Source organism: Scopulibacillus cellulosilyticus (assembly GCF_042665295.1).
GTDB lineage: Bacteria > Bacillota > Bacilli > Bacillales > Sporolactobacillaceae > Scopulibacillus_A > Scopulibacillus_A cellulosilyticus.
The window spans coordinates 78167-102510 of sequence record NZ_JBHTCO010000001.1; the positions used below are offsets into that span (position 1 = coordinate 78167).

At 37.7% G+C, this 24344-nt stretch carries 24 protein-coding genes; 17 read left to right on the forward strand and 7 right to left on the reverse strand.

All coding sequences use genetic code 11. The annotated features are described in order from the left end of the window. Positions 1-15: 15 nt before the first annotated feature. Both ACFQRG_RS00385 and fdhF read right to left on the reverse strand, forming a co-directional pair. Positions 16-495 carry a helical membrane plugin domain-containing protein gene (locus ACFQRG_RS00385; RefSeq protein ID WP_380962489.1) on the reverse strand — a complete coding sequence of 160 codons (480 nt, stop codon included), beginning with the start codon at positions 493-495 and terminating at the stop codon, positions 16-18. Then, entirely contained in the window at positions 467-3451 is a 2985-nt protein-coding gene (gene fdhF / locus ACFQRG_RS00390) for a formate dehydrogenase subunit alpha (RefSeq protein WP_380962738.1), read from the reverse strand. The genes ACFQRG_RS00385 and fdhF overlap by 29 nt, the downstream gene beginning before the upstream one ends. Positions 3452-3781: 330 nt before the next feature. Here fdhF and ACFQRG_RS00395 point away from each other — a divergent pair, with 330 nt between their 5' ends. The 3 genes from ACFQRG_RS00395 (at position 3782) to ACFQRG_RS00405 (ending at position 6052) form a co-directional block, all read left to right on the forward strand. Next, positions 3782-4138, forward strand: coding sequence for a Na-translocating system protein MpsC family protein (locus ACFQRG_RS00395; RefSeq protein ID WP_380962491.1), 357 nt, complete (start codon positions 3782-3784; stop codon positions 4136-4138). A gap of 1 nt (position 4139) precedes the next feature. Further along, positions 4140-4949 (forward strand): formate dehydrogenase accessory sulfurtransferase FdhD, encoded by an 810-nt coding sequence (fdhD, locus tag ACFQRG_RS00400; RefSeq protein ID WP_380962493.1) that lies wholly within the window; start codon positions 4140-4142, stop codon positions 4947-4949. Between the two features lie 452 nt (positions 4950-5401). Further along, positions 5402-6052, forward strand: coding sequence for a trimeric intracellular cation channel family protein (locus ACFQRG_RS00405; RefSeq protein WP_380962495.1), 651 nt, complete (start codon positions 5402-5404; stop codon positions 6050-6052). A 240-nt stretch (positions 6053-6292) separates the two neighbouring features. Here ACFQRG_RS00405 and ACFQRG_RS00410 read toward each other — a convergent pair whose 3' ends face one another. From ACFQRG_RS00410 to ACFQRG_RS00420, 3 genes are all read right to left on the reverse strand, one after another. Further along, positions 6293-6781, reverse strand: a complete 489-nt coding sequence (locus tag ACFQRG_RS00410; RefSeq protein WP_380962498.1) for a hypothetical protein — start codon at positions 6779-6781, stop codon at positions 6293-6295. A 633-nt stretch (positions 6782-7414) separates the two neighbouring features. After that, the gene (locus ACFQRG_RS00415) at positions 7415-7780 is read right to left on the reverse strand and encodes an avidin-fold protein (protein WP_380962501.1); all 366 of its coding nucleotides are present in this window, start codon (positions 7778-7780) and stop codon (positions 7415-7417) included. A 428-nt stretch (positions 7781-8208) separates the two neighbouring features. Then, complete coding sequence (locus ACFQRG_RS00420; protein WP_380962504.1) at positions 8209-9600, reverse strand: MFS transporter; 1392 nt, start codon at positions 9598-9600, stop codon at positions 8209-8211. 118 nt (positions 9601-9718) lie between these two features. On the opposite strand from ACFQRG_RS00420, the gene ACFQRG_RS00425 reads away from it, so the two are divergent. The 8 genes from ACFQRG_RS00425 to ACFQRG_RS00460 all read left to right on the forward strand — a co-directional run bounded on the left by ACFQRG_RS00425 (position 9719) and on the right by ACFQRG_RS00460 (position 16619). Beyond that, positions 9719-10411, forward strand: a complete 693-nt coding sequence (locus ACFQRG_RS00425) for an ArsR/SmtB family transcription factor (RefSeq protein WP_380962507.1) — start codon at positions 9719-9721, stop codon at positions 10409-10411. A 96-nt stretch (positions 10412-10507) separates the two neighbouring features. Next, positions 10508-11017, forward strand: a complete 510-nt coding sequence (locus ACFQRG_RS00430) for a cysteine hydrolase family protein (protein WP_380962509.1) — start codon at positions 10508-10510, stop codon at positions 11015-11017. A gap of 29 nt (positions 11018-11046) precedes the next feature. Further along, positions 11047-11964 (forward strand): DMT family transporter, encoded by a 918-nt coding sequence (locus ACFQRG_RS00435; RefSeq protein ID WP_380962511.1) that lies wholly within the window; start codon positions 11047-11049, stop codon positions 11962-11964. A gap of 261 nt (positions 11965-12225) precedes the next feature. Beyond that, on the forward strand, positions 12226-14172 hold the full coding sequence (locus ACFQRG_RS00440) for an aconitate hydratase (protein WP_380962514.1): 1947 nt from the start codon (positions 12226-12228) through the stop codon (positions 14170-14172). A gap of 35 nt (positions 14173-14207) precedes the next feature. Beyond that, the gene (locus ACFQRG_RS00445; protein ID WP_380962517.1) at positions 14208-14384 is read left to right on the forward strand and encodes a hypothetical protein; all 177 of its coding nucleotides are present in this window, start codon (positions 14208-14210) and stop codon (positions 14382-14384) included. A 181-nt stretch (positions 14385-14565) separates the two neighbouring features. Further along, complete coding sequence (locus ACFQRG_RS00450) at positions 14566-15462, forward strand: PhzF family phenazine biosynthesis isomerase (RefSeq protein WP_380962519.1); 897 nt, start codon at positions 14566-14568, stop codon at positions 15460-15462. Between the two features lie 35 nt (positions 15463-15497). Beyond that, complete coding sequence (locus tag ACFQRG_RS00455) at positions 15498-16064, forward strand: MOSC domain-containing protein (RefSeq protein WP_380962522.1); 567 nt, start codon at positions 15498-15500, stop codon at positions 16062-16064. A 102-nt stretch (positions 16065-16166) separates the two neighbouring features. After that, positions 16167-16619, forward strand: a complete 453-nt coding sequence (locus ACFQRG_RS00460) for a GNAT family N-acetyltransferase (RefSeq protein WP_380962524.1) — start codon at positions 16167-16169, stop codon at positions 16617-16619. Between the two features lie 111 nt (positions 16620-16730). Here the strand turns inward: ACFQRG_RS00460 and ACFQRG_RS00465 are convergent, their stop codons facing one another. Then, a complete protein-coding gene (locus ACFQRG_RS00465) occupies positions 16731-17642 on the reverse strand; it encodes an aldo/keto reductase (protein ID WP_380962527.1) in 912 nt (303 codons plus the stop codon). Positions 17643-17863: 221 nt separating this feature from the next. Between ACFQRG_RS00465 and ACFQRG_RS00470 the strand changes: the two genes are divergently transcribed. The 3 genes from ACFQRG_RS00470 to ACFQRG_RS00480 all read left to right on the forward strand — a co-directional run bounded on the left by ACFQRG_RS00470 (position 17864) and on the right by ACFQRG_RS00480 (position 20407). Then, positions 17864-18316: a GNAT family N-acetyltransferase gene (locus tag ACFQRG_RS00470; protein WP_380962740.1), complete on the forward strand. Its 453-nt coding sequence runs from the start codon at positions 17864-17866 to the stop codon at positions 18314-18316. 48 nt (positions 18317-18364) lie between these two features. Beyond that, positions 18365-18673 carry an antibiotic biosynthesis monooxygenase family protein gene (locus ACFQRG_RS00475; protein WP_380962530.1) on the forward strand — a complete coding sequence of 103 codons (309 nt, stop codon included), beginning with the start codon at positions 18365-18367 and terminating at the stop codon, positions 18671-18673. Between the two features lie 243 nt (positions 18674-18916). Continuing rightward, the gene (locus ACFQRG_RS00480) at positions 18917-20407 is read left to right on the forward strand and encodes a peptide MFS transporter (protein ID WP_380962532.1); all 1491 of its coding nucleotides are present in this window, start codon (positions 18917-18919) and stop codon (positions 20405-20407) included. A 45-nt stretch (positions 20408-20452) separates the two neighbouring features. Here the strand turns inward: ACFQRG_RS00480 and rarD are convergent, their stop codons facing one another. Further along, on the reverse strand, positions 20453-21418 hold the full coding sequence (rarD, locus tag ACFQRG_RS00485; RefSeq protein ID WP_380962535.1) for an EamA family transporter RarD: 966 nt from the start codon (positions 21416-21418) through the stop codon (positions 20453-20455). 253 nt (positions 21419-21671) lie between these two features. Between rarD and ACFQRG_RS00490 the strand changes: the two genes are divergently transcribed. The 3 genes from ACFQRG_RS00490 to spoIIM all read left to right on the forward strand — a co-directional run bounded on the left by ACFQRG_RS00490 (position 21672) and on the right by spoIIM (position 24243). Beyond that, a complete protein-coding gene (locus ACFQRG_RS00490) occupies positions 21672-22214 on the forward strand; it encodes an NUDIX domain-containing protein (protein ID WP_380962538.1) in 543 nt (180 codons plus the stop codon). Positions 22215-22283: 69 nt separating this feature from the next. Continuing rightward, positions 22284-23450: an endonuclease Q family protein gene (locus ACFQRG_RS00495; protein WP_380962541.1), complete on the forward strand. Its 1167-nt coding sequence runs from the start codon at positions 22284-22286 to the stop codon at positions 23448-23450. 160 nt (positions 23451-23610) lie between these two features. Continuing rightward, positions 23611-24243: a stage II sporulation protein M gene (gene spoIIM / locus ACFQRG_RS00500; RefSeq protein ID WP_380962544.1), complete on the forward strand. Its 633-nt coding sequence runs from the start codon at positions 23611-23613 to the stop codon at positions 24241-24243. Positions 24244-24344: the final 101 nt, after the last annotated feature.

A 24344-nucleotide genomic window follows, 5' to 3' on the forward strand; every position in this document is an offset into this window, starting at 1 on the left:
TTTAGTGTGACACGCCTATTCTTTCAGTTGTTTTCCCATTCCTTTTAGAAAATAGATACCAAAGCCAATGGCTCGGTTAATATCAGGGTCTTTTAATGTTTTCATGAGGTCGATGACCCGGATTTTTTTGTCAGCTTGAACAAATTGATGCCCTTCGTTTATACCCGCCAAGGCACTGCTGATAAGTGCTTTGGTTTGTTCTGGATCAGAACTCATAATCTCACCAGTTGCGCCAATAATTGTGTTAAGGAGGTTAGTGACAGGCTCTCTAGACACTTGTTCTAAAACAATTTTGGCTATGTTTTCTTTTGCATGCAGCATGGCATCTGCAGCTTCTAGAACACCTATATCATTTAGCTCTTCAATTATATCAAGAATTTTATTTAAGCCTTCTTCATTATTAGCAAACTGCTTTTTTAAGTTATTGAGTTTCATTTCGGTTTGCTGCTCTTCTGTGAAGGCAGGTCTATGAATGTCTGTAATTGGTTGGGCCATTAAAAACATCCTTCCTATTTTTTTTAGTTGTCAAATGGACATAACCTGGACGATGCCATTTGCGCTCTACCTCAACGCCATTTTGCGGATGACGTTTTTTATCCCTTGGGTTGGTTTTAGGCAGTGGATCTTTTCCGTCAGCACTTAGCACTTCCATCCGTACTTTAGTTTGTTTATAGGCAGGTGTATTCGTACGGCTGTCGTAAATTGGACCAGTTAAAAAGTTAATCGCAGACTCTTTGTTAACGGAGTTCATAGGCAAGAACAGTTCATTTTTTTGCACACGATCCGTTACAAGTGATGTTAGTTTTACTGATCCAAAAGGCGAGACAAGACGGACAAGAGAACCGGTTTGAATGCCGCGCTCCCGGGCAAGTTCAGGAGATACCTCAACAAAAGTTTCAGGAACCTTTGAGTGTATGCCCGCTGATTTATTAGTCATATTACCTTCATGGAATTGTTCCAGCAATCTTCCATTGTTGATATGAAGGTCAAATTCTTCCGAGAATGCATATGGCTCCACCCAATCAGAGAGAGCAAATCGTGCTTTTTTGTCAGGAAAGTTAAAGCCATTTTCATAGAGAAGAGGGGTGCTTTCTCCATCATGACTCCCCCACAAGAAGCTATTCCAACCTTCAAGAACTTGATAGTTTGCTTTTCCAAAGATAGGTGATAAACTTGCCATCTCATCAAATATGTCACTAGGGTGGTTATAGTCCCAGTTGGCACCTAGTCGTTTAGCAACCTCTTGTATAATCCACCAATCTGGCTTGGAGTCTCCAAGAGCAGGTAATGCTTGATATAATCTTTGTACTCTGCGTTCTGTATTTGTAAATGTTCCTTCTTTTTCAAGCGAAGGGGCTGCAGGTAAAATAACATCAGCATACCGTGCGGTTCTGGAAAAGAAGATGTCTTGAACAACGAAGAAATCAAGCTGTGACAACACTTTATCCACATGGTTTGCATCAGCGTCTACTAATGCCATATCCTCACCTACGAGATACATAGCTTTCATTTTGCCAGCTTCAATTGAATGAAGCATTTCAATATTATTAAGACCAGGACTTTCATTAATTTTCACACCATATGCAGATTCGAATTTTTCCCGGGCAACATCATCAGTTACATGCTGATAGCCTGGCAGCCAGCCTGGAAGAGTCCCCATATCACATGCGCCTTGTACGTTATTATGACCTCGGAGCGGGTAAGCGCCTGCACCTGGACGACGATAGTTGCCGGTAGCAAGTAATAAGTTCGAAATCGCTGCGGAGGTATCAGAACCGCCATTGTTTTGTGTGACACCCATGCCCCAAAGCACACAAGTTCCATCAGCATCGCGAATCATCTCGGCTATTTGAATGAGTGTATGCTTAGGAATGCCTGTTTTTTCTTCCGCATATTCAAGCGTATATTTTTCTAGTATTTCCTTATATTCACTAAAGAAGTTTACATTATCTTCAATAAATTTTTGATCATGCCAGCCTTGCTTAATCATGAAATTAGTAACAGCCATTAACCACACTTGATCGGTTCCTTGCTTAGGGCGAATAAAGACATCGGAACGTTCAGCCATTTCGTTTTTGCGAATATCAGATACAATAAGTCTTTGTCCGTGCAGTTTATGGGCACGTTTTATACGAGTGGCTAATACTGGGTGACCTTCGGCGGGATTGGCTCCGACAATAATAACAAGACCTGCTTCAGCGATATCTTTAATTGTACCTGCATCGCCGCCCATACCTACTGTTCGTAACAAACCATCGGTAGCAGGAGATTGACAGTATCTGGAGCAGTTATCGACATTATTCGTTTCAAAGACTTGCCGTGCCAACTTCTGGATAAGATAATTTTCTTCGTTTGTAATTTTGGAAGAAGAGATAAAGCCAACTGAGCCGCTTCCATGTTGATCTTTAATCGCACCAAATCTTTGGGCCACTAAGCTTAATGCCTCCTCCCAACTGGATTCAACAAAAGCGCCATTTTTACGAATTAATGGTTTTGTTAAACGCTCTTCAGAATTGACAAAATCCCAGCCGAATTTTCCTTTGATACATGTAGATACAGCATTTACTGGGCCATCACTTGGTTGAATTTTAAGAATCTCACGGCCTTTAGTCCAAACCTCGAAGGAGCAGCCTACACCGCAAAAAGTACATACTGTTTTTGTCTTTTTGGTACGTGTTTCCCGCATTGCTGCTTCAACCTCTGATACAGCAAAAATCCCGCTATATCCGGGTTCAACCTCTTTTACAAGATCGATCATCGGCTCTAACATATCAGGCTTAAGTCCGGTCATAAAGCCTGCGTTACCTAGCATTGATTTTTCCATTAAGGCATTACAAGGACAAACAGTGACACATTGCCCGCAGCTGACGCATGAAGACTCATTGATTGGTACACCATCATCCCAAATGACGCGCGGACGATCAGCTTCCCAGTCAATAGAAAGTGTTTCATTGACTTGAAGACTTTGACAGACCTCTACACATTGCCCGCACGTAATACATTGATTAGGATCGTAACGGTAAAAAGGGTGTGACATATCAACTTCACTGGAATCGACTTTTGGTGTATATGGGTATTTTTGATGTTCAATTTGCATCATTTCTGCTGTGTTGTGTAATTTACAATTCCGGTTATTGTTATCACAAACGGTACAGTACAAAGAATGGTTAGCCAGTATACGATCCATAGCTTCTGTTTGTGATGCTTTGGCAAGGCTTGAGTTTAATTTTATATCCATACCTGGAGTAACCTTCGTAGAACATGCTCTAACCAGTTCCCCATCCGCTTCAACAATACATGTATCGCATGTCTCAATAGGGTCTACTGAGGGGAGATAGCAAATTTGCGGATGATCAATATTATTTTGATTAATAATTTCGATGATGGTAGATCCTGGCTTTGCTTTGTATTCTACATCGTTAATTCTGATGCGGAAGGATGAATCATTCATCATGTTGCCTCCTTTTTTTTGTAAAAAAAATCCACCATGATCACCAGCTATTAGAAAAAAGCGGTGTTATCATGGTGGAATAGTTTAATAGCAGAGCCTACTAATATACCAATCCAGTCCAGTAAATTAATTGATTTTTTTAAGAAGATAGAAACATAACAACGCATTATTATGAATCCATCAACATTGACTCATTTGTTATTTTAACGCTAACCTTAAAAAGATTCAATTATTGTTTTAAGGTTTTAGCTTTTTTAATGTTTTGATTTGTAATAATAAAATTTTGGAGTAAAATGAGACACGTATTCTTTTGGGAGAGTGGTCATTGATATGTCTAAAGTTATTCATGAATTTAATGATATCATACGTAAACTCCGTAAAGACTGTTTTGGAAAGGGACCTGAACGGATTCATACCGTATTTGTAGAGAACATGGCAATTACAAAATTATATGGCAATTTAACCCCGACAGAACGGTTTATTACATCTACGAAGGAAGGGGTGGAAATGGTTCATTCTGCTAGAACGAAAATGATTCAAGATATGTATGCTGTTAAACCTCCTTCGAACATGGAAGCATTGGTCGGAGCTAAATTAGTTCATCTATTTTCCGACATGAAAGTTGAAGAGGATATAGCAGTTTCTGTGTTTATTTTTGATAAAGATATAACGCAAGAGGGCATGTAATATGGGATCAACAGAAACAAAACGAGAAATTATTCGTTTTTCCAGAGGAAAATGTTCACGTGAAAAGGACCTTGTTGTTACAGAATTTCCAGTGACAGTTAAAATCAATGGCGAAGAATTTGTTACGATGATTTGCACACCAGAGCATATTGAGGACATGGTCATCGGCTATCTAGCATCAGAAGGTGTCATAAAAAAGTATGAGGACATAAAAAAGATTTGGATACAGGAAAAAGAAGGATATGTGCACGTGGAAACGGTTAAGTTGAATCCTTACTATCAAACCTTTCAAAATAAACGTTACATTACCTCGTGCTGCGGCGCTGGCAGGCAGGGGTTTGTTTTTATCAATGATGCTTTAACAGCCAAAAAAATGAATGATATTAATATACGCATAGCACCTGACGATTGTTTTCGCCTAATGGATGAGCTGCAAAGTTCTGCCCGAACCTTTAAAGAAACCGGTGGTGTCCATAACTCAGCTTTATGTGATGTAAATGGCATTATCTTGAGAAGGATGGATATAGGCAGACATAATGCCTTAGACAAAATATATGGTTATTGTTTAAAAAATAATATCCCAATTAAAGGAAAAGTCATTGTTTTTAGCGGACGGATTTCATCAGAGATTTTACTAAAAGTGGCTAAAATCGGTTGTGAAATTGTATTGTCAAAATCGGCGCCTACAGAGCTGGCTTTAAATCTGGCGGAAGGATTAGGCATTACAACAGTAGGCTTTATTCGCGGGGATTCGTTTAATATTTATACAAGACCTGAACGTATTGTTAATGCTGAAGATTCTTTGCAATAAAGTGAAACTTCCATGACGGCAATAAATGAAAGCTTTGTAACAAATCAAGAAGGAATAAAAGAAGGAGATAACTGTTGCTTTTATTCCACCTGTCAGCGGCGGCGGAATCCAGCTTTTTAAGAGGATAATTAATTTTTAAAATAAAAAGGTAAGTTAAAACGAAAAATTATGTTCGTCCTATTTTTCTTAGAAATAATAGCCAATTGACAAGAGTAAGTATTTAATTTTTGTTTGTCGAACAGCGCAATATCATTTATACTTAATGTTAGAAACAACACCGTTGGGGCTTTGGTATTGTTTGCCATAGCTCTATCAGCTGTTTAAATGATGTTGGAATGGTATATTAGTACGAAATTGCTAATTTATTACTCCTCTATAAGGTTCAGTGTCGCTTATGACATCTGTCCTTGTGGAGGAGTTTTTACTTTTTCAGAGAAATTGGAGGCTGAAAATTGTCTTGGGTCGTGTTACATGTCATTGGAATCATTGCGTATACAGCTAGTGGTGCGTTAGTAGCGATTGAATCAAAATATTCCTTTATAGGAATATTTGTGTTGGGATTAACAACTTCTTTTGGCGGTGCCATTGTAAGAAACCTTATCATTGATGCACCAGTTTCCGGGGTGTGGGATTCAAATACAATAGCTGTCGTATTTGTAACCTTAACGCTTATTGTATTTTTGCCGCTAAAATGGGTTCATCATTGGAAAAGATGGGGGTTATTCTTCGATTCTATTGGCCTCGCGACTTTTGCATTACAAGGTGCACTATCAGCTAAGTATGCGCATGACCACTTAGGTTTGATCCTTTTATCTGCAATGTTTACAGGATTAGGGGGAGGCATGATAAGAGATATACTGGCAGGCCGAAAACCCCTTGCTTTAAAAGAAGAAATCCATGCCGTTTTAACGCTTATATGCGGATTGTGTGCTTGGTTGGATTGGATTCATCCAATTCAGCTTACACTAGTTGTTTTCTGTATAGTGACTATACGCATGTTGGCAATCAAATTTAATTGGAAATTACATCTTCCTTACCGTATAGAAACTCATAAAAAATTTAGAAAAAATGATGGTAAAGCGAAGTCATCGTTAAATGATTAATTGTATAATCCTGCTTTCAAATCGCTATTCCTATCTTTACTTTTTTTGTTAGTTTACCGCTTTTCTTTTCTCTTGATCTTACTGCCTGAAGACCACACAAAGTGTTTTATAATTTAATTTTATTATTAAAATAAACACACGGAGACCACAAATGTTCCTTATCATTAGATAAAGAATAAAAATGTGATCTCCTAAATTTATTCATTATAAAGTCGGCAATATTCGATTTAAGAAATAATTTTATCTATACTTTTCAGATATTTTTATGATTATTGCCCCGATAACCATACCTAATAAAAAGCCTCCTAATCCCACAAAAATAGGGTCTATCGAATATGAACCATAAATAATTCCTACCGTTGAGAGCATAGCAGCCAAAATAAATGGAAAGGCATGTGAGATAGGTGGTTTTACAGAATTATCCCTTATAAATCCAAATTTATAGGCATCCCACTGGGCATAAGCAAAATATGCTGGATAATTTAAAATCCACTGGTAGTTTAAAATTTGTTTAGCGGATTCAATATTTCCCGTAAAGCTATACATCATAGCTTGATTGAGATGTCCATATTGATTATTGAAGGTATTAAATATTACAAATAATAACCCCTTTAAATATTGCCCGTTGTAAAACTGCCCAAATCCTGTATATAACCAACCAAATAAAATAGCTATGTAACAGTGTTTATTAATTACCATATGAATGTATCGGGCTATGATCTTAATCATAGGATGCTCCTATCAACCTTTTTAAATAAAGTATTCCCCTTAATACAAAGATTTTTTTCTAGTTTTTTTTATCTTTTCTTTCCTACGTAATATAGGTCTTATGTTCTTTACTTTTAAACTGAACAACTTTATTTTTCGGATGGAGCAGTTTCACAACGTAACGATACGGGTTTGAACAATCTTTATTAAACATCTTTATGGAAATGAGTTCTGTACTGCATTAAATAATCTAACTATATGACATGCAGATAAAAAAGTTATTAAATAATTTCCACACCAAGCATTTCTAAAGTGTAATAGAGTTAGAGTTGCCTTGGCGTTTTGTACATTTACATAATATCCTTGATTTTTCATGATGCCCTGTTGCCGTATGGCGGCAGGGTTTTCCCATGCCAAGGGTTCCAAATAAATTAGGGGGTTTCTTGCGGGGGGTTCGAATAATCGAAATGCTTATGGGTGCTTTAACCCATCCCATTGTTTATCATTCATATGATTGTTTATGTAAATTGACAACACAGATGGTATTCGACGTAGGGGCCAATTTTAGGTGTGAAGTTATTAGCACAACTTGGCCCCTCTGTCTTCGCCTTTTAAGGCTTGGCAACCGGCAAGTTTTCTTTATAAGGCATTTAGTTATATGACTTCTTCTGCAATGGATTTTCCTTCACTTTGGTCACAATCAAACCACTCCCAACTTTTATGCAGCCTAATTCTTCCGTCTGATTGAATTTCCGGTGTAGAATAACATTGACCCTCTTTTATCTCATTTTTGGTATTTACATGGTTATATCTGAACTGTAAGCAGCCATTTTTCTTTACTATTCCTATCATTGTTCCTTTTACAATTTCTCCTCCACTATAGGTTGCTGAAAGTATTTTGCCTTCTTGTTTATATTCAAAAAAAGTTTTTGAATATACTTCTCCATTTGCTGTGTTTTCAATTGATACAAATTTACGTCCATCATAATTTATCACAATTAACACCCTTCCAATTTTCATCGTTTTTCTTCCAAACCCTAGTCTTAAAATACTAAAAAATCTATAATTAAACAATACAAAATTTAATATTATTTTAAACTATTCCCATTCTTAGCTATACAATAGGTGTTTTACATAATGAATCTTAGGGGATCCAACGAAAATGAAAAAATCGATATTAGGTTAAATTCACTGATATGAAGCTTTTTTTGATGCTGGGTATAATGGGAATTGGGCTTATAATCAATAACAACGATCTCTCGGTTTCCCCGGATTTCTCCAAATTCTATATAACTTAAATAAAAGAATATATATATACTAAAATTGGGGTTCTGTCCTGGAAGTGCGGATTTACTATGAACAGCCAGGATAAACAAATAAGTGGCGCGAGTTTTCTGAGATATAAATATAGAATTAAAGAAAGGCAGATTGATTTGTCGGCCTTTCTATTAAATAGATTTAACCTGACATCGAATGAAAACAAAAACAAAAGTCAACAGACTTAAAACCAATGTAATGGCGGCAAAAATCCATGCTCCCTGATAGCCATTCATTAAATCGTTGATACCATTATGTGAGTGACCTTGAATCAACGCTGTAGCTATTACTGTATATAGTGCAATTCCCAAGTTTTGAACCATTCGCTGGACAGCGCCGATAGTTCCTTGGATTTCATAAGGTACAGCGCCCATAATAGCTGCAGTGTTAGGAGGTTGGAAGAGTCCCGCTCCAATACCGTAAATAAATAAAATACCTGAGATCAAGAAAGGACTCCAATTAACTTCCATTCCGCCAAGAGTGCCATAGGCGCTGGCCATAATTAAAATACCGGTGATCATCAGATGAGTTGTTTGAACTTTTTTTATAAGTTGACCGGACACTTTGGAAAAGATCACAAGTGCCATCGGTGCAGATAAGTTTACAATGCCTGTTTGCCATGGTAAGAGATGTTTGACATGTTCCAAAAAGTATGGAGGAACAATAAATCCCAGCGATGTAGCGCCTCCGAAAATTAGCACAGCTAAGATAGATGCCGACAAGCTACCGCACCTAAATAACCTTAGATCGATAATTGGATGCCTAGTGTGAATTTCCCAAATAATAAAAGCAGTGAATAATATGATGAATACAACAAAAGGAATTACCGTATAAAAACTTAACAGGCCTTTTATCGGCCATATGGAAAGCCCCCAAAGTATGAATAAAATAGAAACAGATAATAATATATTGCCAATAAGATCGAGTTTAAAATTATTACGTAATTCCTTTACTTTTTTTCTTATAAGGACACACCCTGAAAGCCCAATGACTGAAATAGGAACATTAATCAAAAAAATCCACCGCCAACTTCCTATAGATATGAGAAGTCCGCCAAGACTTGGACCGAGAACAGGACCTGCAGCTATTAGCATTCCTAACGTACCAAGTGCAGACCCTATTCTTTCTTTTGGGATAGTTGTTGTAATAATTGCGGCAGCTGTAGCCTGAAGCATTGCGGCACCTATTCCCTGAATAGCCCGAAATAAGATTAATTGGCCCGGTGAATGCGAAAGACTGCATAAAATTGAAGCGAGTAAAAATACAATTAGTCCCAAGGAATAAACTTTTAAGCGTCCAACGTTATCACTTAACCTCCCGAATATAATGATTGTTCCGGTAAGGACCAAAGTATACAGTGTCACTGTCCATGAGATAACTGAAATCGAAGAATGGAAGGTTTGGGCAAGTGCAGGGAGTGCTACATTAATAATACCTGTGTCAAGAGTGGATAAGAATAAACCTATACCAGCTGTAAAGATAACAATTTGATCATTTATTTTTCTTTTTAGTCCGATTTTCATTGCTCGAATCACTCCGCCTCGTTTTGCTGCTGTTATTATAAATCCTGAATATTTCACGTGGCATCGAAATATTAAGATGATATACTTTGGTTGATATATCCATTGGGGGTGAGTATTTATGGAAATGTATTCAGGTATTTCTGAAACCGCTTCATTAATGGGTGACCCAACGCGTTTATCTATCCTTATGTCATTAGCTGATGGACGGGCGTTAACAGCAGGTGAACTTGCAAAGATTGCAAAAGTAACGCCTCAGACAGCAAGTGCCCATCTTACAAAATTAGTACAAGGATCTCTAATAACTGTGGAAACTCAGGGAAGGCATCGTTATTACAGCCTCGCAAGTCATGAAGTTGCGTACGCTATTGAAGCTGTTGCAGTCATTTCACCGCCTCTTGAAGTTAGATCTTTGAGCGAATCAAGCCATAAAAAAGCGCTTAGTTTCGCACGTACCTGCTATGGTCATATTGCCGGGGAGCTTGGTGTAGCGTTAACAGATGCAATGCTTAAGCTTGGCTATTTTCGGGATTTTGGAAAAGTATATAAAGTTACCGAAAAGGGGAAACAATGGTTACAAAAATTTGGCATCGATCCTCTACCGGAAAAAATAAATCTTAATGCTGTCCCGCATCACATTGATTGGACGGTCAGAAGGCATCATATAGCCGGTCCATTGGCACTAGCAATTACCGAACGTCTTATTGATCTTGGCTGGATTCAGCGCGGGTCCATTCGCAGATCAATTCGGATGACAGAACTTGGCCATTCTAAAATACTTGAGGAATTTGGCATCGATTCAACTTCTTTATAACGAAGGGTTTTAAATTTAGGAAAATTTTAATATCTTATACCTTAAGAAATTAAAATTTGGAATGGAAGTGATGGAGTGAGTAAGGGGACTGCTTTGTTGATTGTGGATGTTCAAAACGCAATGTTTTTACATGACGACGCTGCCTTATTTAATGGGGAAAAGGTACTTGATAATATTAGAAATCTAATAAAAAAAGCACGTGATTCAAAAATGCCTGTGATTTATATCCAGCATACCGAACAAGCTGACGACCAATTCGCCGAAGGCAGTTTCACATGGCGAATTCATTCCGCAATTACACCGTTAAAGGATGACATTATTGTACAAAAAACAACTTGCGATTCGTTTCATAAGACTAATTTACAAGAGGAACTGGCACTGCGAAATATAGACAGCTTGGTTATAGCCGGTATGCAAACTGAATTTTGTATTGATACGACATGCAGAAGGGCTTTTAGTATGGGATATCATAATATCTTAGTTGAAGATGCTCACAGTACGTTTGACAGCAGAGTGCTTTCGGGCTCTCAAATTGTTGAACACCATAATAATATATTAGGCGGCGGGTTTGTACAGTTGAAAAAAACTGATGAAATCGTTTTTTAATTTCATACTTAATTGAGGTGTTTGGTCATATGAATCTGAAGAGGGCGTATACTGTAGCTGTCATCGGCGCTGCCTTATGGGGAATTATAGGATTGTTTGTGGCCCGGCTTTATCAATTTGGCTTTACGCCATGGGAAGTTGTTGCCATCCGGGTCATTTCATCCTTCATTGTTATGTTCATTTACCTTATTGTTTTTAAACCCAAGTTATTAAAAATCAAAATAAAAGACTCGATTTATTTTATTGGAACGGGCATTTGCAGTATTGTGTTTTTTAACTGGTGTTATTTTGAGGTTATTAACAAATCGTCATTATCTTTAGCTGTGATCTTGCTATATACAGGACCATTATTTGTGGCATTAATGTCCCGAATCATCTTTAAAGAAAAATTGACCGTATTAAAGATCCTGGCCCTTATTTTCACTTTAGCCGGCTGTGCCTTTGTTGTTGGCATTCTCCCAAAATATCATGTGAGCATTTCATGGTATGTGTTAATCATTGGACTCGGTTCAGGCTTTTGTTATGCGCTGTATAGTATTTTTGGCAAGTATGTCAGCAGTAAATATTCATCATTAACGATTACTTTTTATTCGTTTTTATTTGCCAGTCTCTTTATGATCCCCGCCGGCGGCTTATGGAGAAAAAGTGAGGCTTTCGGTCAATGGCAGGTTTTATTATGTATTTTTGGGTTAGCTTTAATCCCAACATGCCTTGCTTATATTTTATATACATATGGGCTTTCATATATTGAATCGAGCAGAGCTTCAATTCTTGCAACGGTTGAGCCTGTTGTAGCTATTATTATAGGTGTTGCGGTTTTAGGAGATGCTTTATCTGTTTGGCAATTTATTGGGATTATATTCGTTCTTGTCTCGATTTTATTAACGACTAAAAAGACAAAGATGTATGAAGATAATAAGGGTATTAAACAACAAAATTTAATGTAATTTTACCTAATAAGAACCAAATTTTTTATGTTTTGGTTCTTTAATTTTTTAATGAAAAAATCTTAACAGGAAGTTCTTATCTTGAACGAGTTATTATTTGTCACAATAAGAAGGCGGGGACGCTTTTTTCTTATTTAATAGAGTTTCAATTGAATAAATAAATATAGAAAATGGTTTGTCTTCTTTCGGTGTATATTTATGTCACTTATTTACAAAAATAACATGGATTGATTTAACTTCTGTTCATTTGGGGGTAATAGGATGGCATATAATGTGGCCCAAAAGCTGATTAAAGATCATTTAGTTTCAGGTGAAATGACGCCTGGAAATGAAATTGGATTAAAGATTGACCAAACACTAACACAAGATGCTACAGGTACGATGGTCATGCTGGAACTTGAAGCAATGAAGCTCGATTATGCGAAAACGGAGGCTTCTGCACAATATGTAGATCATAACATCATTCAGGAAGATAGTAAAAATCCAGATGATCATTTATTCCTGCAAAGTGCAACAAGGAGATTCGGTTTGTATTTCAGCCGTCCAGGCAACGGTGTCAGCCACCCGGTACACATGCAGCGGCTGGCGAAACCAGGAAAAACATTGCTTGGATCAGACAGCCATACATGTGCCAACGGTTGCATGGGAATGCTTGCAATGGGAGCCGGCGGTATTGATGTTGCCATGGCAATTGCCGGCGAACCCTTTTATGTAAAGATGCCAAAGATTTGGGGCGTAAAATTAACCGGCGAACTTCCTGATTGGGTGAGCGCTAAGGATGTTATTTTAGAATTGCTGAGGCGCCATGATGTTAAAGGCGGTGTCGGGAAAATTATTGAGTATTATGGTCCCGGGCTCAAAAATTTAAGCGCGATGGATCGTCATGTCATTGCCAACATGGGTGCAGAACTTGGCGCAACGGGGACAGTTTTTCCTTCGGATGAAGAGATTAAACATTTTCTTAAAAGTCAAGACAGGGAAAAAGACTGGGTAGAACTTGTTGCAGATGATGGTGCAACGTATGATCTTAACGAAGAAATAAATCTTTCAGAAATTGAGCCATTGATCGCGAAACCGTCCAGCCCGGGCAATGTTGTTCCGGTCAAAGAAATAGCAGGAGAAGACATCTACCAATCATATATAGGGTCATCCGCAAACCCCGGCTATCGTGATTTTGCCGTTGCTGCTGAAATGGTAAAAGGAAAAAAGATTGCGAAAGGCATTTCTTTTGATATTAATCCATCAGCAAGACAAATGTTGACTGATCTTGTGAAAGATGGATATATTGCAAGCCTTCTAACAGCAGGTGCCCGTCTCCATCAGGCAGGGTGCAACGGCTGTATAGGTATGGGCCAGGCGCCTGCCACGGGCCGCAACAGCTTGCGGACAACACCGCGTAATTTCCCCGGAAGATCTGGAACAAGGGAAGACAGTGTCTTTCTATGCAGCCCGGAAACCGCAGCTGCTTCCGCCTTAACAGGAAAAATAACCGATCCAAGAACGCTTGATTTCGATTATCCAAAAGTTAAGGAGCCTGATCAACCGACTGTTGACGTTGATTTATTAGATGAGCCTCTTTCACCTGAAGAAGCCAAGAAAGTTGAACTCGTGAAAGGACCGAACATTGCTTCCATACCGGAAACAGATGCGCTTCCAGATGAGTTGGAGATCCCTGTTTTATTAAAAATGGGAGACAACATATCAACTGACGAAATTCTCGCCGGGGGTGCCCGGGTTCTGCCGTATCGAAGCAATCTGCCAGAGATAAGCAAGTTCGCCTTTGAAATTGTTGATGATACTTACTATGACCGGGCAATGGCGACGAGAAACAACAGCGGTCATGCAATAGTTGGCGGCTTTAATTACGGCCAGGGATCAAGCCGTGAACATGCGGCGTTAGCCCCTCGATATCTTGGATTACGAGTGGCTTTAGTAAAAGACTTTGCCAGGATTCATTGGCAGAACCTTGTTAATTTCGGTGTGCTGCCTCTTACATTCAGTAACCCAAACGACTATGACCTCTTGGAAAAAGGTGATGTGATTCAGTTAAGCGATTTAAGAAATCAAATCCAACAAGGAAAAGAACTGACTGTTAATTTAAAAGGAAAAGATCAAAAGATCAAAGTGACCCATGCCTTATCAGAAAGACAAATTGACATTATGTTAAAAGGCGGTCTCATCAATTGGGTAAGAGATCGTCAGAAATAGAGATGATGTTCTTATTAAGAAAGGAGTAATTTTTTATGGTGGACAGAAATCATATTTGTAAAGCCTGTGACGGCACCGGTTTGTTGGCAGATGACGAAAACTGGCAATACAGCTGCACCGTTTGCGGAGGAGATGGCATTCTTTTGCCAGGTGAAAGTACGGAACCAGCGGCGAAATTTTCTGTTGATGAGAATAATCGTACATTAGAATAAATGGAAAAATTGTATCTCTGCAGACCCTAGTGATGGTATGGGTCTGCTTTCTTTTTGAACAGCTATGATTACCATAAGTATTTAGTTTGTTTTCTAAAAATACAATCAATTCCTTTCTTATTAAAAACGATTAGGTTAAAATATCAATAATTAGTCTTAAATAAAGTGGGGGATTAACTGAATGAATGCGATAAAAATTTATCATTATGATGCTTTTTCAAATAAACCGAATAAAGGCAACCCTGCTGGTATTGTTTTAGATGGTGAAAATTTATCAGATGATGACATGCAGAAAATTGCTTATAAGGTAGGTTTTAATGAAACGGCGTTCCCTCTTCAATCGAATAAAGCGGATATTAGAATTCGTTATTTTACACCCGGTCATGAAATGAGTCTTTGCGGTCATGCGACAATAGCAGCTATTTATGCCCTAAAAACAAAAGGATTGCTGAATAATAAGTGTCAGCTGACTATTGAAACGAAGGCAGGTATTTTACCAATACGAATAAATTGTCATTCCAACGATCAATTATACATAACTATGAAACAAGCAATGCCGGAATTTCAAGCTTTTAATGGATCACTTGATGATTTAGCTGTTTCTATTGGACTCGATTCAAGTGATTTAGAAACAGATTTACCAATTTTATACGGAAGCACTGGAACTTGGACTTTGCTAGTCCCTATAAAAACGCTTGATGCTTTCCAAAGGATGGAACCTAGCAACAAGTTATTTCCTTCGATTTTAAAAGAAATGCCAAAAGCCTCCATTCACCCTTTTTGTTTAGAGACGTATGATGCAAATGCGCAAATGCATGCGCGCCATTTTTCTTCGCCTTTTTCCGGAACGATAGAAGACCCGGTTACAGGTACAGCTTCCGGGGTGATGGGAGCGTATTATTTTGAACATATCAATACAAATGAATTATCAAATCCGTTAAATCTATTAATAGAACAAGGACAAGAAATTGACAGGGATGGCCGCGTGAAAGTGGCAGTAAGAAATGTAAATGGTTCTATGGAAATTGAAATTTCCGGACCTGCAGTATATGTGGATGAATTCAATATTTCTCTATAAAAGAAAACTTTTTTGATAGTTAGGGAGGAACCAAAATGAAAACATTAGAAGCCACCGTTGATGCCGTCCTTATAGGCGATCATCCGGAATCATTCATCACGCGCCGGCTTGAAGAAGTTAACCTTGAATTTGGCGGCATCCCGGGTGACAGGCATTTCGGTATGATAATTGCTTCAAATTCTCGTCAACCAATGTATCCGAAAGGAACAGAAATTTTAAATCGAAGACAGATTTCAATATTGTCTGTTGAAGAATGTTCACAGATAGCTGAAAAGTTGGGATTAGAATATGTTCTGCCTGAATGGCTGGGGGCTAATCTATTATTAAGCGGTTATTCTGACCTAACACAATTACCTATGGGGTCACGAATTCTATTTCCAAATGGAACAGGGTTAATTTGTATGGGAGAAAACCAGCCTTGCGTATTGCCTGGCGAGGTGATTCAAATTTTACATGGTAATCAGCCAAAGCTGGCCGCTCAATTTGTCCGTGCAGCCTATAAACGAAGAGGCGTCGTTTGTGCGGTTGAAAGACCTGGGAAAATTCAGAAAGGAGACCAGGTTAAAATTCTTGTTAATGACTTTTCGAAACCGATGCAGTAGAGGATTACATCATTTACTCTAAAGCCCCTTTCCTGTTGGCATGCTGTTTGCATGTTAAAGGTTAGTTAATTAATTTAATCAAAGAAAAGGGGAGATCAATATATGAGTGATTTAATGATTAGAAAAGCACATTTTCACGACATCCCAGAGCTTATCGATTTGATGAATCAATATATTGTGGACTTTTACGAATATCCGCGCCCAAAGGAGAGCGGCCTGGAATCTTTAATTATTGATTTGCAAAACGGGAAAATAAGAGGGACGCAATTTGTGGCCGAGTTAGATAAGAAGTTAGTTGGTTTTGCGACACTGTATTTTACAATGAACACGTTATATGTTAAGGAATTCGTATTATTGCATGATTTATTTGTATTGCCGTCTGCCAGAAGAAACAAAGTAGGCGAAAGGCTTTTTCAAACCTGCTTAGATTTTACTAGAGCTAACGATTTTGCTTATATGAGCTGGGATACTGCCAAAGATAATACGGTTGCCCAAGCCCTTTATGATAAGATGGGGGGGAAACATTCACCTTGGCTGCAATACGAAATTGAATAATTAATTCAGAATTGCATAATAATTATCTTTGATTAAAAGGAAACTTAAAAATATATAAGCAGTAAGGATAATAGCCTTTCCTTACTGCTTCCCGGAAATATGTAATATAAGTTATCGATGTTGTAAATATTGATTGGCTTTTGATAGCTCCCTAATCTCTTGAATCTCTTGATCAGATAAATCAGGGGACTCGGCAGCTTGGATGTTGCTGATCAATTGCTCTTCACTGCTTGCTCCCGGGATAGTTACAGCGACCGCCGGGTTGGCCAGTACATATCGAATGGCTGTATGAGATAAACTGCGTTCACTGCTTGTTTTCTCTTTTAATTGAGCCACTAATGTTTTTAATTCTTCATCCGTATAATCAAGATAACCTTTTTCAGATATTTTATTTAAGCCGTTATCAGATAAAATACCTTTACCGACAGGGCCTCGGGCAATGACACTAATATTATTTTCTTTTAGAAAGTCCAGGATTTCTTCTTCTGGCCGCCGGTCTAAGATACTGTATTGCATCATAACGCTGACAATTGAAGACTTTTGAACGTATTCGCGAATAACATTCGGCCGGATCGAGCTGATGCCGTAATATCGTATAATCCCTTCTTGGACTAATTCTTCAAAAGCTTCGATTGTTTCATCGACAGGATCTTCAATCGTGCCGCCGTGTAATTGAAAAAGATCAATATAATCGGTATTTAACCGTTGGCAACTTTTTTTAACGGCTTCTTTTATGTAGGTTTTAGAAGGGTCCCAGAACCATCCTTCTTGCCCAGGTTCCCAATGGTTACCGGCTTTTGTCGCCAATATAACCTGATCCCTTTTTCCTTTTAAGGCTTTACCAAGAACTTCTTCAATTCGCCCAAAATCGTATAAGTCCGCGGTATCAATAAAATTAACGCCCTTATCTATAGCTTTATTTACCAGATAAACAGCATCTTTTTCATCTTTGGGGAGAGACATCGTGCCATATCCAATTTCACTGACATAAAGATCAGAGGTGCCTAATTGATTTTTCTTCATTCTTTTCCTCCTGCCCTTGATAGATGATTATATTTTTTATTATATAAAGATACAGGAGTAAAAGTCGAATAATCGGATTTTTTATTATAAGAAAAACTTAAAATCGGAAAAGAGGTGTTCATAAATATATCATGACCCGTTAACAAAGGTAATTTGGAGTGAACAAAGATAGAATTTTGAAAAAATCTTGGAGGTGTTTACATATGTCTGAAAGTAAAAATATCCGTATTATTAGAGCGGGAGTGAATGATTTAGATCTTATTGCACCGCTTTTTGATAAGTACAGAACTTTTTACAAGCAATCATCCAATATAACTGTAGGAAGAAATTTTCTGAGAGAAAGGTTAAATAATAACGAATCAATTATCTTTTTGGCAGTAGAAGAACAAGACTCGGAATTAAAAGCATTGGGATTTACGCAGCTTTACCCGTCTTTTTCATCAGTATCCATGAAAAGGCTTTGGATACTTAATGATTTATATGTTGATCAAACTGCAAGGAGAAAAGGGGTGGGGGGAAAATTATTGGACAAAGCGAAAGAACTTGCCATAGAAACAGATGCTAAAGGGTTAACGCTTCAAACAGACATTGATAATTATTCGGCCCAGCATCTCTATGAATCAAACGAATATATCAAAGACGTTGAATGTTATCATTATAATTTAACTTTTTAGAAAAACAATAATGACAGTTTAATAACCGAATGATTGGGAGGCTTTGTTATGGAATCATATTATGCAGTTATTTTCTCTTCCAAGCGGTCAAATGTTGGCCAAAAAGGGTATGATGCTATGTCGGAAAAAATGGTTAAATTAGCAAAACAGCAGCCGGGATTTATTGATGTCGAGAGCGCAAGGGATGAAAGGGGATTTGGAATAACCGTTTCTTATTGGGAATCACTTGAAGCTATTAAACAATGGAAAGAACATGCGGTTCATAAAGCGGCACAAGAAAAAGGGAAAGAAGTCTGGTATGATCACTATACAACACGGATTTGCAAAATTGAAAGGGAGTATTCTTTTAAAAAATAATCAAAAAATAATTATTTTCTTGCGGCATAGCTGTCTGAGTTGTGCTGCATTTTTTATAATTCGCGTTTTCGATATTTTCCTTATTTAACAAATTTATTCCATTCTCTTGAAAGTTAGTATAAAGAAATGGCAAAATAAAAGAGGATAACATACTTAAGGGGTGCTTTGGGAATTTTCATACTATTATCTGTTGAGTGATAAAACCAACATCATAGAATTTCACATAAAAAGGAGCAACTTGTTATGACAGATGATAAACAAAAAATATTGGAGACCATCCCTCAGAAAGGCTTTTTTGGTCATCCGAAAGGACTTTTAACCCTATTTTCAATTGAATTTTGGGAACGCTTTTCTTATTACGGCATGCGTGCCATTCTATTATTTTATATTTATTATGCCACGACCAAGGGCGGCTTGGGGCTGGATAAAGCGACAGCGGCGTCTATCATGTCAATTTATGGTTCACTGGTCTATATGTCAACAATTATCGGGGGATGGCTCGCTGACCGAATTTTGGGCAGTCGATCAACGATTATATTTGGCGGTATCTTGATTGCTTTCGGACACTTGGCGTTATCAGTTCCCGGCAGTGTACCGGCATTATACATTTCAATGGCACTTATTATTTTAGGGTCGGGTATTTTAAAGCCTAACTTATCAAATATCGTAGGTGATTTGTATTCCAAGACGGATTATCGCCGTGACGCGGGCTTTAGTATTTTTTATGCCGGAGCCAACGCAGGGGCTTTATTAGCACCGCTGATTGTTGGAACAGTCGGCCAAATGTACAGCTTCCATTTAGGTTTTTCTATTGCAGCAATCGGCATGATTATCGGTCTGATTTGGTATGCTTTAACGTCTAGAAAATCTTTGGGACAAGCCGGACGGTATGTTCCTAATCCATTGACACCGGATGAGAAGTCTAAAGTATTGACACGTCTTGGTATTGGTGCTTTAGTCATTATTATTTTATTAATTGTAACGATTACAACTGGATTATTAACAATTAATAGATTTACCTATGTTGTCAGTATTTTGGGAATTATTATTCCGCTGGTTTATTTTATTGTTATGTACACAAGTAAAAAAACAACTGCTGATGAAAAGTCCCGGATTGTAGCTTATATACCATTATTTATTACAGCGATTTGTTTCTGGTGTATTCAAGAACAGGGATCAACGATTTTTTCTGAAGTCGCAGACTCTCAAACAAAACTGGATTTTGGCTGGCTGCATATCCAATCATCTTGGTTCCAGTCCGTTAACCCATTATATATCGTTATTTTGGCTCCAGTATTCGCTGCGGTATGGACAAAATTAGGCAAACGTCAGCCATCTACGCCGGTGAAATTTTCTGTTGGCGTTATCTTGTCTGGTATCTCATTCCTAATTATGGTCATTCCTTTCGTATTACCGGGTAATCATCATGCTATTAATCCATTATGGCTTGTCATCAGTTTGTTATCCGTAACGTTAGGTGAATTGTTCTTATCTCCGGTTGGTGTTTCTGCAACAACGAAATTAGCGCCGGCTGCTTTTGCTTCACAAACAATGAGCGTGTGGTATTTAACCGATGCTTCAGCGCAAGCCATTAATGCCCAATTAGTTAAGTTTTTTAACTTTAATACAGAAGTTGTTTACTTTACTGTTATAGGAATTATTTCTATTATCATTGGGATCATTCTACTTTTACTATCGAAAAAAATTCATGGTCTTATGCGCGGTGTGGACTGATTTCGATCACTATAACTTTAGAAAACTATCAAAAAATGCAGGAGCCTATTGGCTTCTGCATTTTTTGCTGGTGTAGCTGTGCTGCTTCTTATGCAATATTTTATCTTCGATGATAACTAACCATTTTGTCCTGGAAACAGCATATAAAATTAATGATGCCCAAATAAGAATAAAGGTAACAAGATTATCTCTATTAAAAGGCTCATGATAAAGAAGAGTACCAAGAATCAACATGAGGGTCGGTGCAATGTATTGAAAAAACCCGACCATTGTGAGTGATATTCGGTTTGCGCCTACCGCGAATAACAGCAGCGGTATAGCTGTAACGATGCCTGCCCCCATTAGTAGCAGAGTCAAACTTGGCTTTACAAACATCATTGAATGGCCAGCGTGCGAATTAAAAAAGACAAGATATATTAATGCGATCGGTGCGACGATAAATGTCTCGATTGTTAAACCTGTCATGGCCCGTAAATGAATTGTTTTTTTGAGAAGGCCGTATAGTCCAAAACTTAAGGCAAGACCTAATGAAATCCATGGAAAAGTACCGGTCTCAATGGTCATTAACAATACTCCGATAAGTGCAATGATAAAAGACACAATTTGCCACATTGATAGCCTTTCCTTTAAAAAAATAACACCCATCAATACACTGATTAATGGATTAATATAATAGCCGAGACTTGATTGGACAACGTGACCGTGTCCAACAGCCCAAATAAATATATACCAATTAATGGTGATAACAAAGGAAGCGGCAATAATACTGAACAATTTTTTAGGTGTAGCAACCAATTGTTTTATATCGCAGACTAAGAGCGGCATATTTCTAGTGATTAAAACAATGATAAACATAAAAATAAATGACCAGATGATCCGTTGGGCAAGAACCTCTTCAGCAGTCACGCCATCAATTAGCTTCCAATAAATAGGTAAAACTCCCCAGAGGACATAAGCCCCTATAGCTGCCAATGCACCGAGCATTAATTCCTTTGATTGGGATGATTCCATCCTCCTACCCCCCATTTCTCTGTGATGATAAAGTGAACTTTTCACCAGCAGGGGAGACCCCCTGCTGATGGTTACGTAAGCCAATCGGGATAAATCAATTTTAGAGATTCCAACCAATATTTTCAAGGGGTAAAGTTCACGAATTCAAATGATATATAAATAATCAACAATATTGATTAGGGATTTATTTTTTTTGTGAAAATGATGCTTATGATAAACTGAAAAAAGATTGATAAAGAAGGGAATGTCTTTCTTGGAAACATTAAATGAAAAAACAATTCATTCAGAAACGATTTATGAAGGGAAAATTATAAAAGTTAAAGTTGATGATGTTACCCTTCCAGACGGCGGGAAAAGTAAAAGAGAAATTGTCGAGCATCCAGGAGCGGTTGCTATTATTGCACTTAACCCGGAAGGAAAGCTGCTGTTAGTTAAGCAATTTAGAAAACCGCTTGAAAAAGTTATTTATGAAATTCCGGCCGGGAAGCTTGAACCTGGGGAAGATCCTAAAGAAACAGCATTACGGGAGCTTGAAGAGGAGACAGGTTATCAATGCGAAGAAATGAACCATGTTATTTCCTTTTATACATCACCTGGGTTTGCGAATGAACTTGTCCATATTTACTTTACAGATTCATTAAAAAAAGGTAAGCAGCAATTAGATGAGGATGAATTTCTTGTGAATAAAGAAGTAGATTTGCAAACGGCCATGGCAATGATGGACGACCATCGTATATTTGATGCGAAAACCGTTTATGCTGTTCAGTATATGCAGCTGATGAAGCACAATAAATAAATAGATGTTCAAAAAGAACAATTGTAAAATGTTCTCCTTTTGAACTTTATGCAAAAAGGAATGGCTTGTATGAACACTTACTTTGCGGACTTGCATATTCATATTGGCAGAACCCAAAGCGGAAAACCTGTCAAAATAACCGGTGCAAAAACGTTAACAATTGATCGGATATTAGAAGAAGCGTCAGACCGAAAAGGAATTGATATTGTCGGTGTTATTGATTCACAGGTTCCGGAAGTTATAAGGCAATTAGAAGATATGATTAAAGATGAATTAGTTCAACCTCTTACAGGCGGAGGATTAAAATACCGTTCAACAACTTTGCTGCTGGGTTCCGAAATTGAAATTAATGATGAGACAACAAAAGGGCCGATTCACGTTCTGGCCTTTATGCCGACACTTGAAAAAATGCGAGTCTTCAGCTTATGGTTATCAAAATATATGACAAATGTTTCCCTTAGTACACAACGATTTTTAGGATCAGCAAAAGTTTTACAAGAAAAAGTTAAATCACTTGGCGGTTTATTTATTCCCGCGCATATTTTTACACCTTTTAAAAGTTTATATGGTTCAGGTGTCTCTTGTACTTTAACAGAAGTATTTCATCCCGAAATGATTGACGCTGTAGAATTAGGGTTAAGTTCAGATACCTCAATGGCGGATCAAATTCCAGAGCTTCATCATTATACATTTTTAACAAATTCAGATGCCCATTCGTTAAAGAAAATTGCGAGAGAATATCAAAAACTTCAATTAAATGAGCCGACTTTTCAAGAGTTTTCTTATGCTTTAAAAGCAATAGAAGGACGCAGCGTTGCTTGTAATTATGGTCTTAATCCCCGATTGGGCAAATATCACCGTACTTGCTGTGCGAATTGTTTTACGGTGCTTAACAGTCACGAACAAGGTGACCGCTGTCCAAATTGCGGTCATAAACGTGTCATTAAAGGTGTCTATGATCGTTTGTTGGAGTTAAAAAAAGAAGAACGGCACCCGGACCGGCCGCCTTATGTTCATCAAGTGCCGCTTGAATTTATTCCAAAAGTCGGTCCGAAAACCTTAGAAAAGCTCCTTAACCGCTTTGGCACGGAAATGAATGTCATGCATAAGGCGCAAGAGCAAGAATTAATAAAAGTCGTTGGGGAGAAAACAGCTGAATTCATCATTAAAGCAAGAAAAGGGGAATTATCATTGGAAACCGGCGGGGCAGGCAGGTACGGTAAGGTTAAAGGATAGTTAATTTTAAGAAATTCTTTATATTAAATTTTTTACACTATGGGCAGTTGCCTGCGCTGTTAGGCTTGGCACCAGCCGAGTTTTCTTTAATAGATTTTTGTCATAGACTTTCACCTCCCTTAATAGACTCTTTATAAGTCTATGAAAGGGAGGCGTCAAAATGAACAGCAGGGAAATCAGAAAATGGACGACACGGCATATTCAAGATAATCTTTCAATTTATACGTTTGTCATTGTTCTCTTTTTTACCGGCATTATTTTTGGGGCGGTTATTGTCAATAGTTTGCCTTATGAAGCGAAGCAAAACTTATTTGACTATTTAAATCAGTTTTTCAAAGAATTGTCTGGCGGGAAAATAGCTGTTCCTTCAGCAATGTTAAGTGAGAGCTTCCTGCAGTATGTTCAATACCTCGGATTTATGTGGGTGCTTGGTCTATCAGTGATTGGCTTGCCGGTGATTTTCATACTTTTATTTTTAAAAGGGATTGTTATTGGTTTTACTGTCGGTTTTTTAGTTAATCAAATGGGATTTCATGGTTTTTGGGTGGCAATGGCGAGTGTTTTTCCGCAAAATCTTATAGTCATTCCGGCATTTATTATCATGGGGGCTGTCTCAGTCAGCTTTTCACTTAAAATGTTCCGGCAATTATTAATGAGGACACGTAAAAAACCGCTTTTACCGCAATTTATTCGATATGCATTATTAATGTTTGCTGTCAGTCTGCTGATGTTTGTTGTATCAGCGTATGAAGCTTACCTTTCCCCAATATTGATTCGCGGCATTATTGGTTAATTCAATTGCAAATTATAATTATTATAAAATGTAAATTATAATTATTTTAATTTGACACCTCTTTTCGTAAAGTCTATAATAATTTTGTATAGAATGCGAGG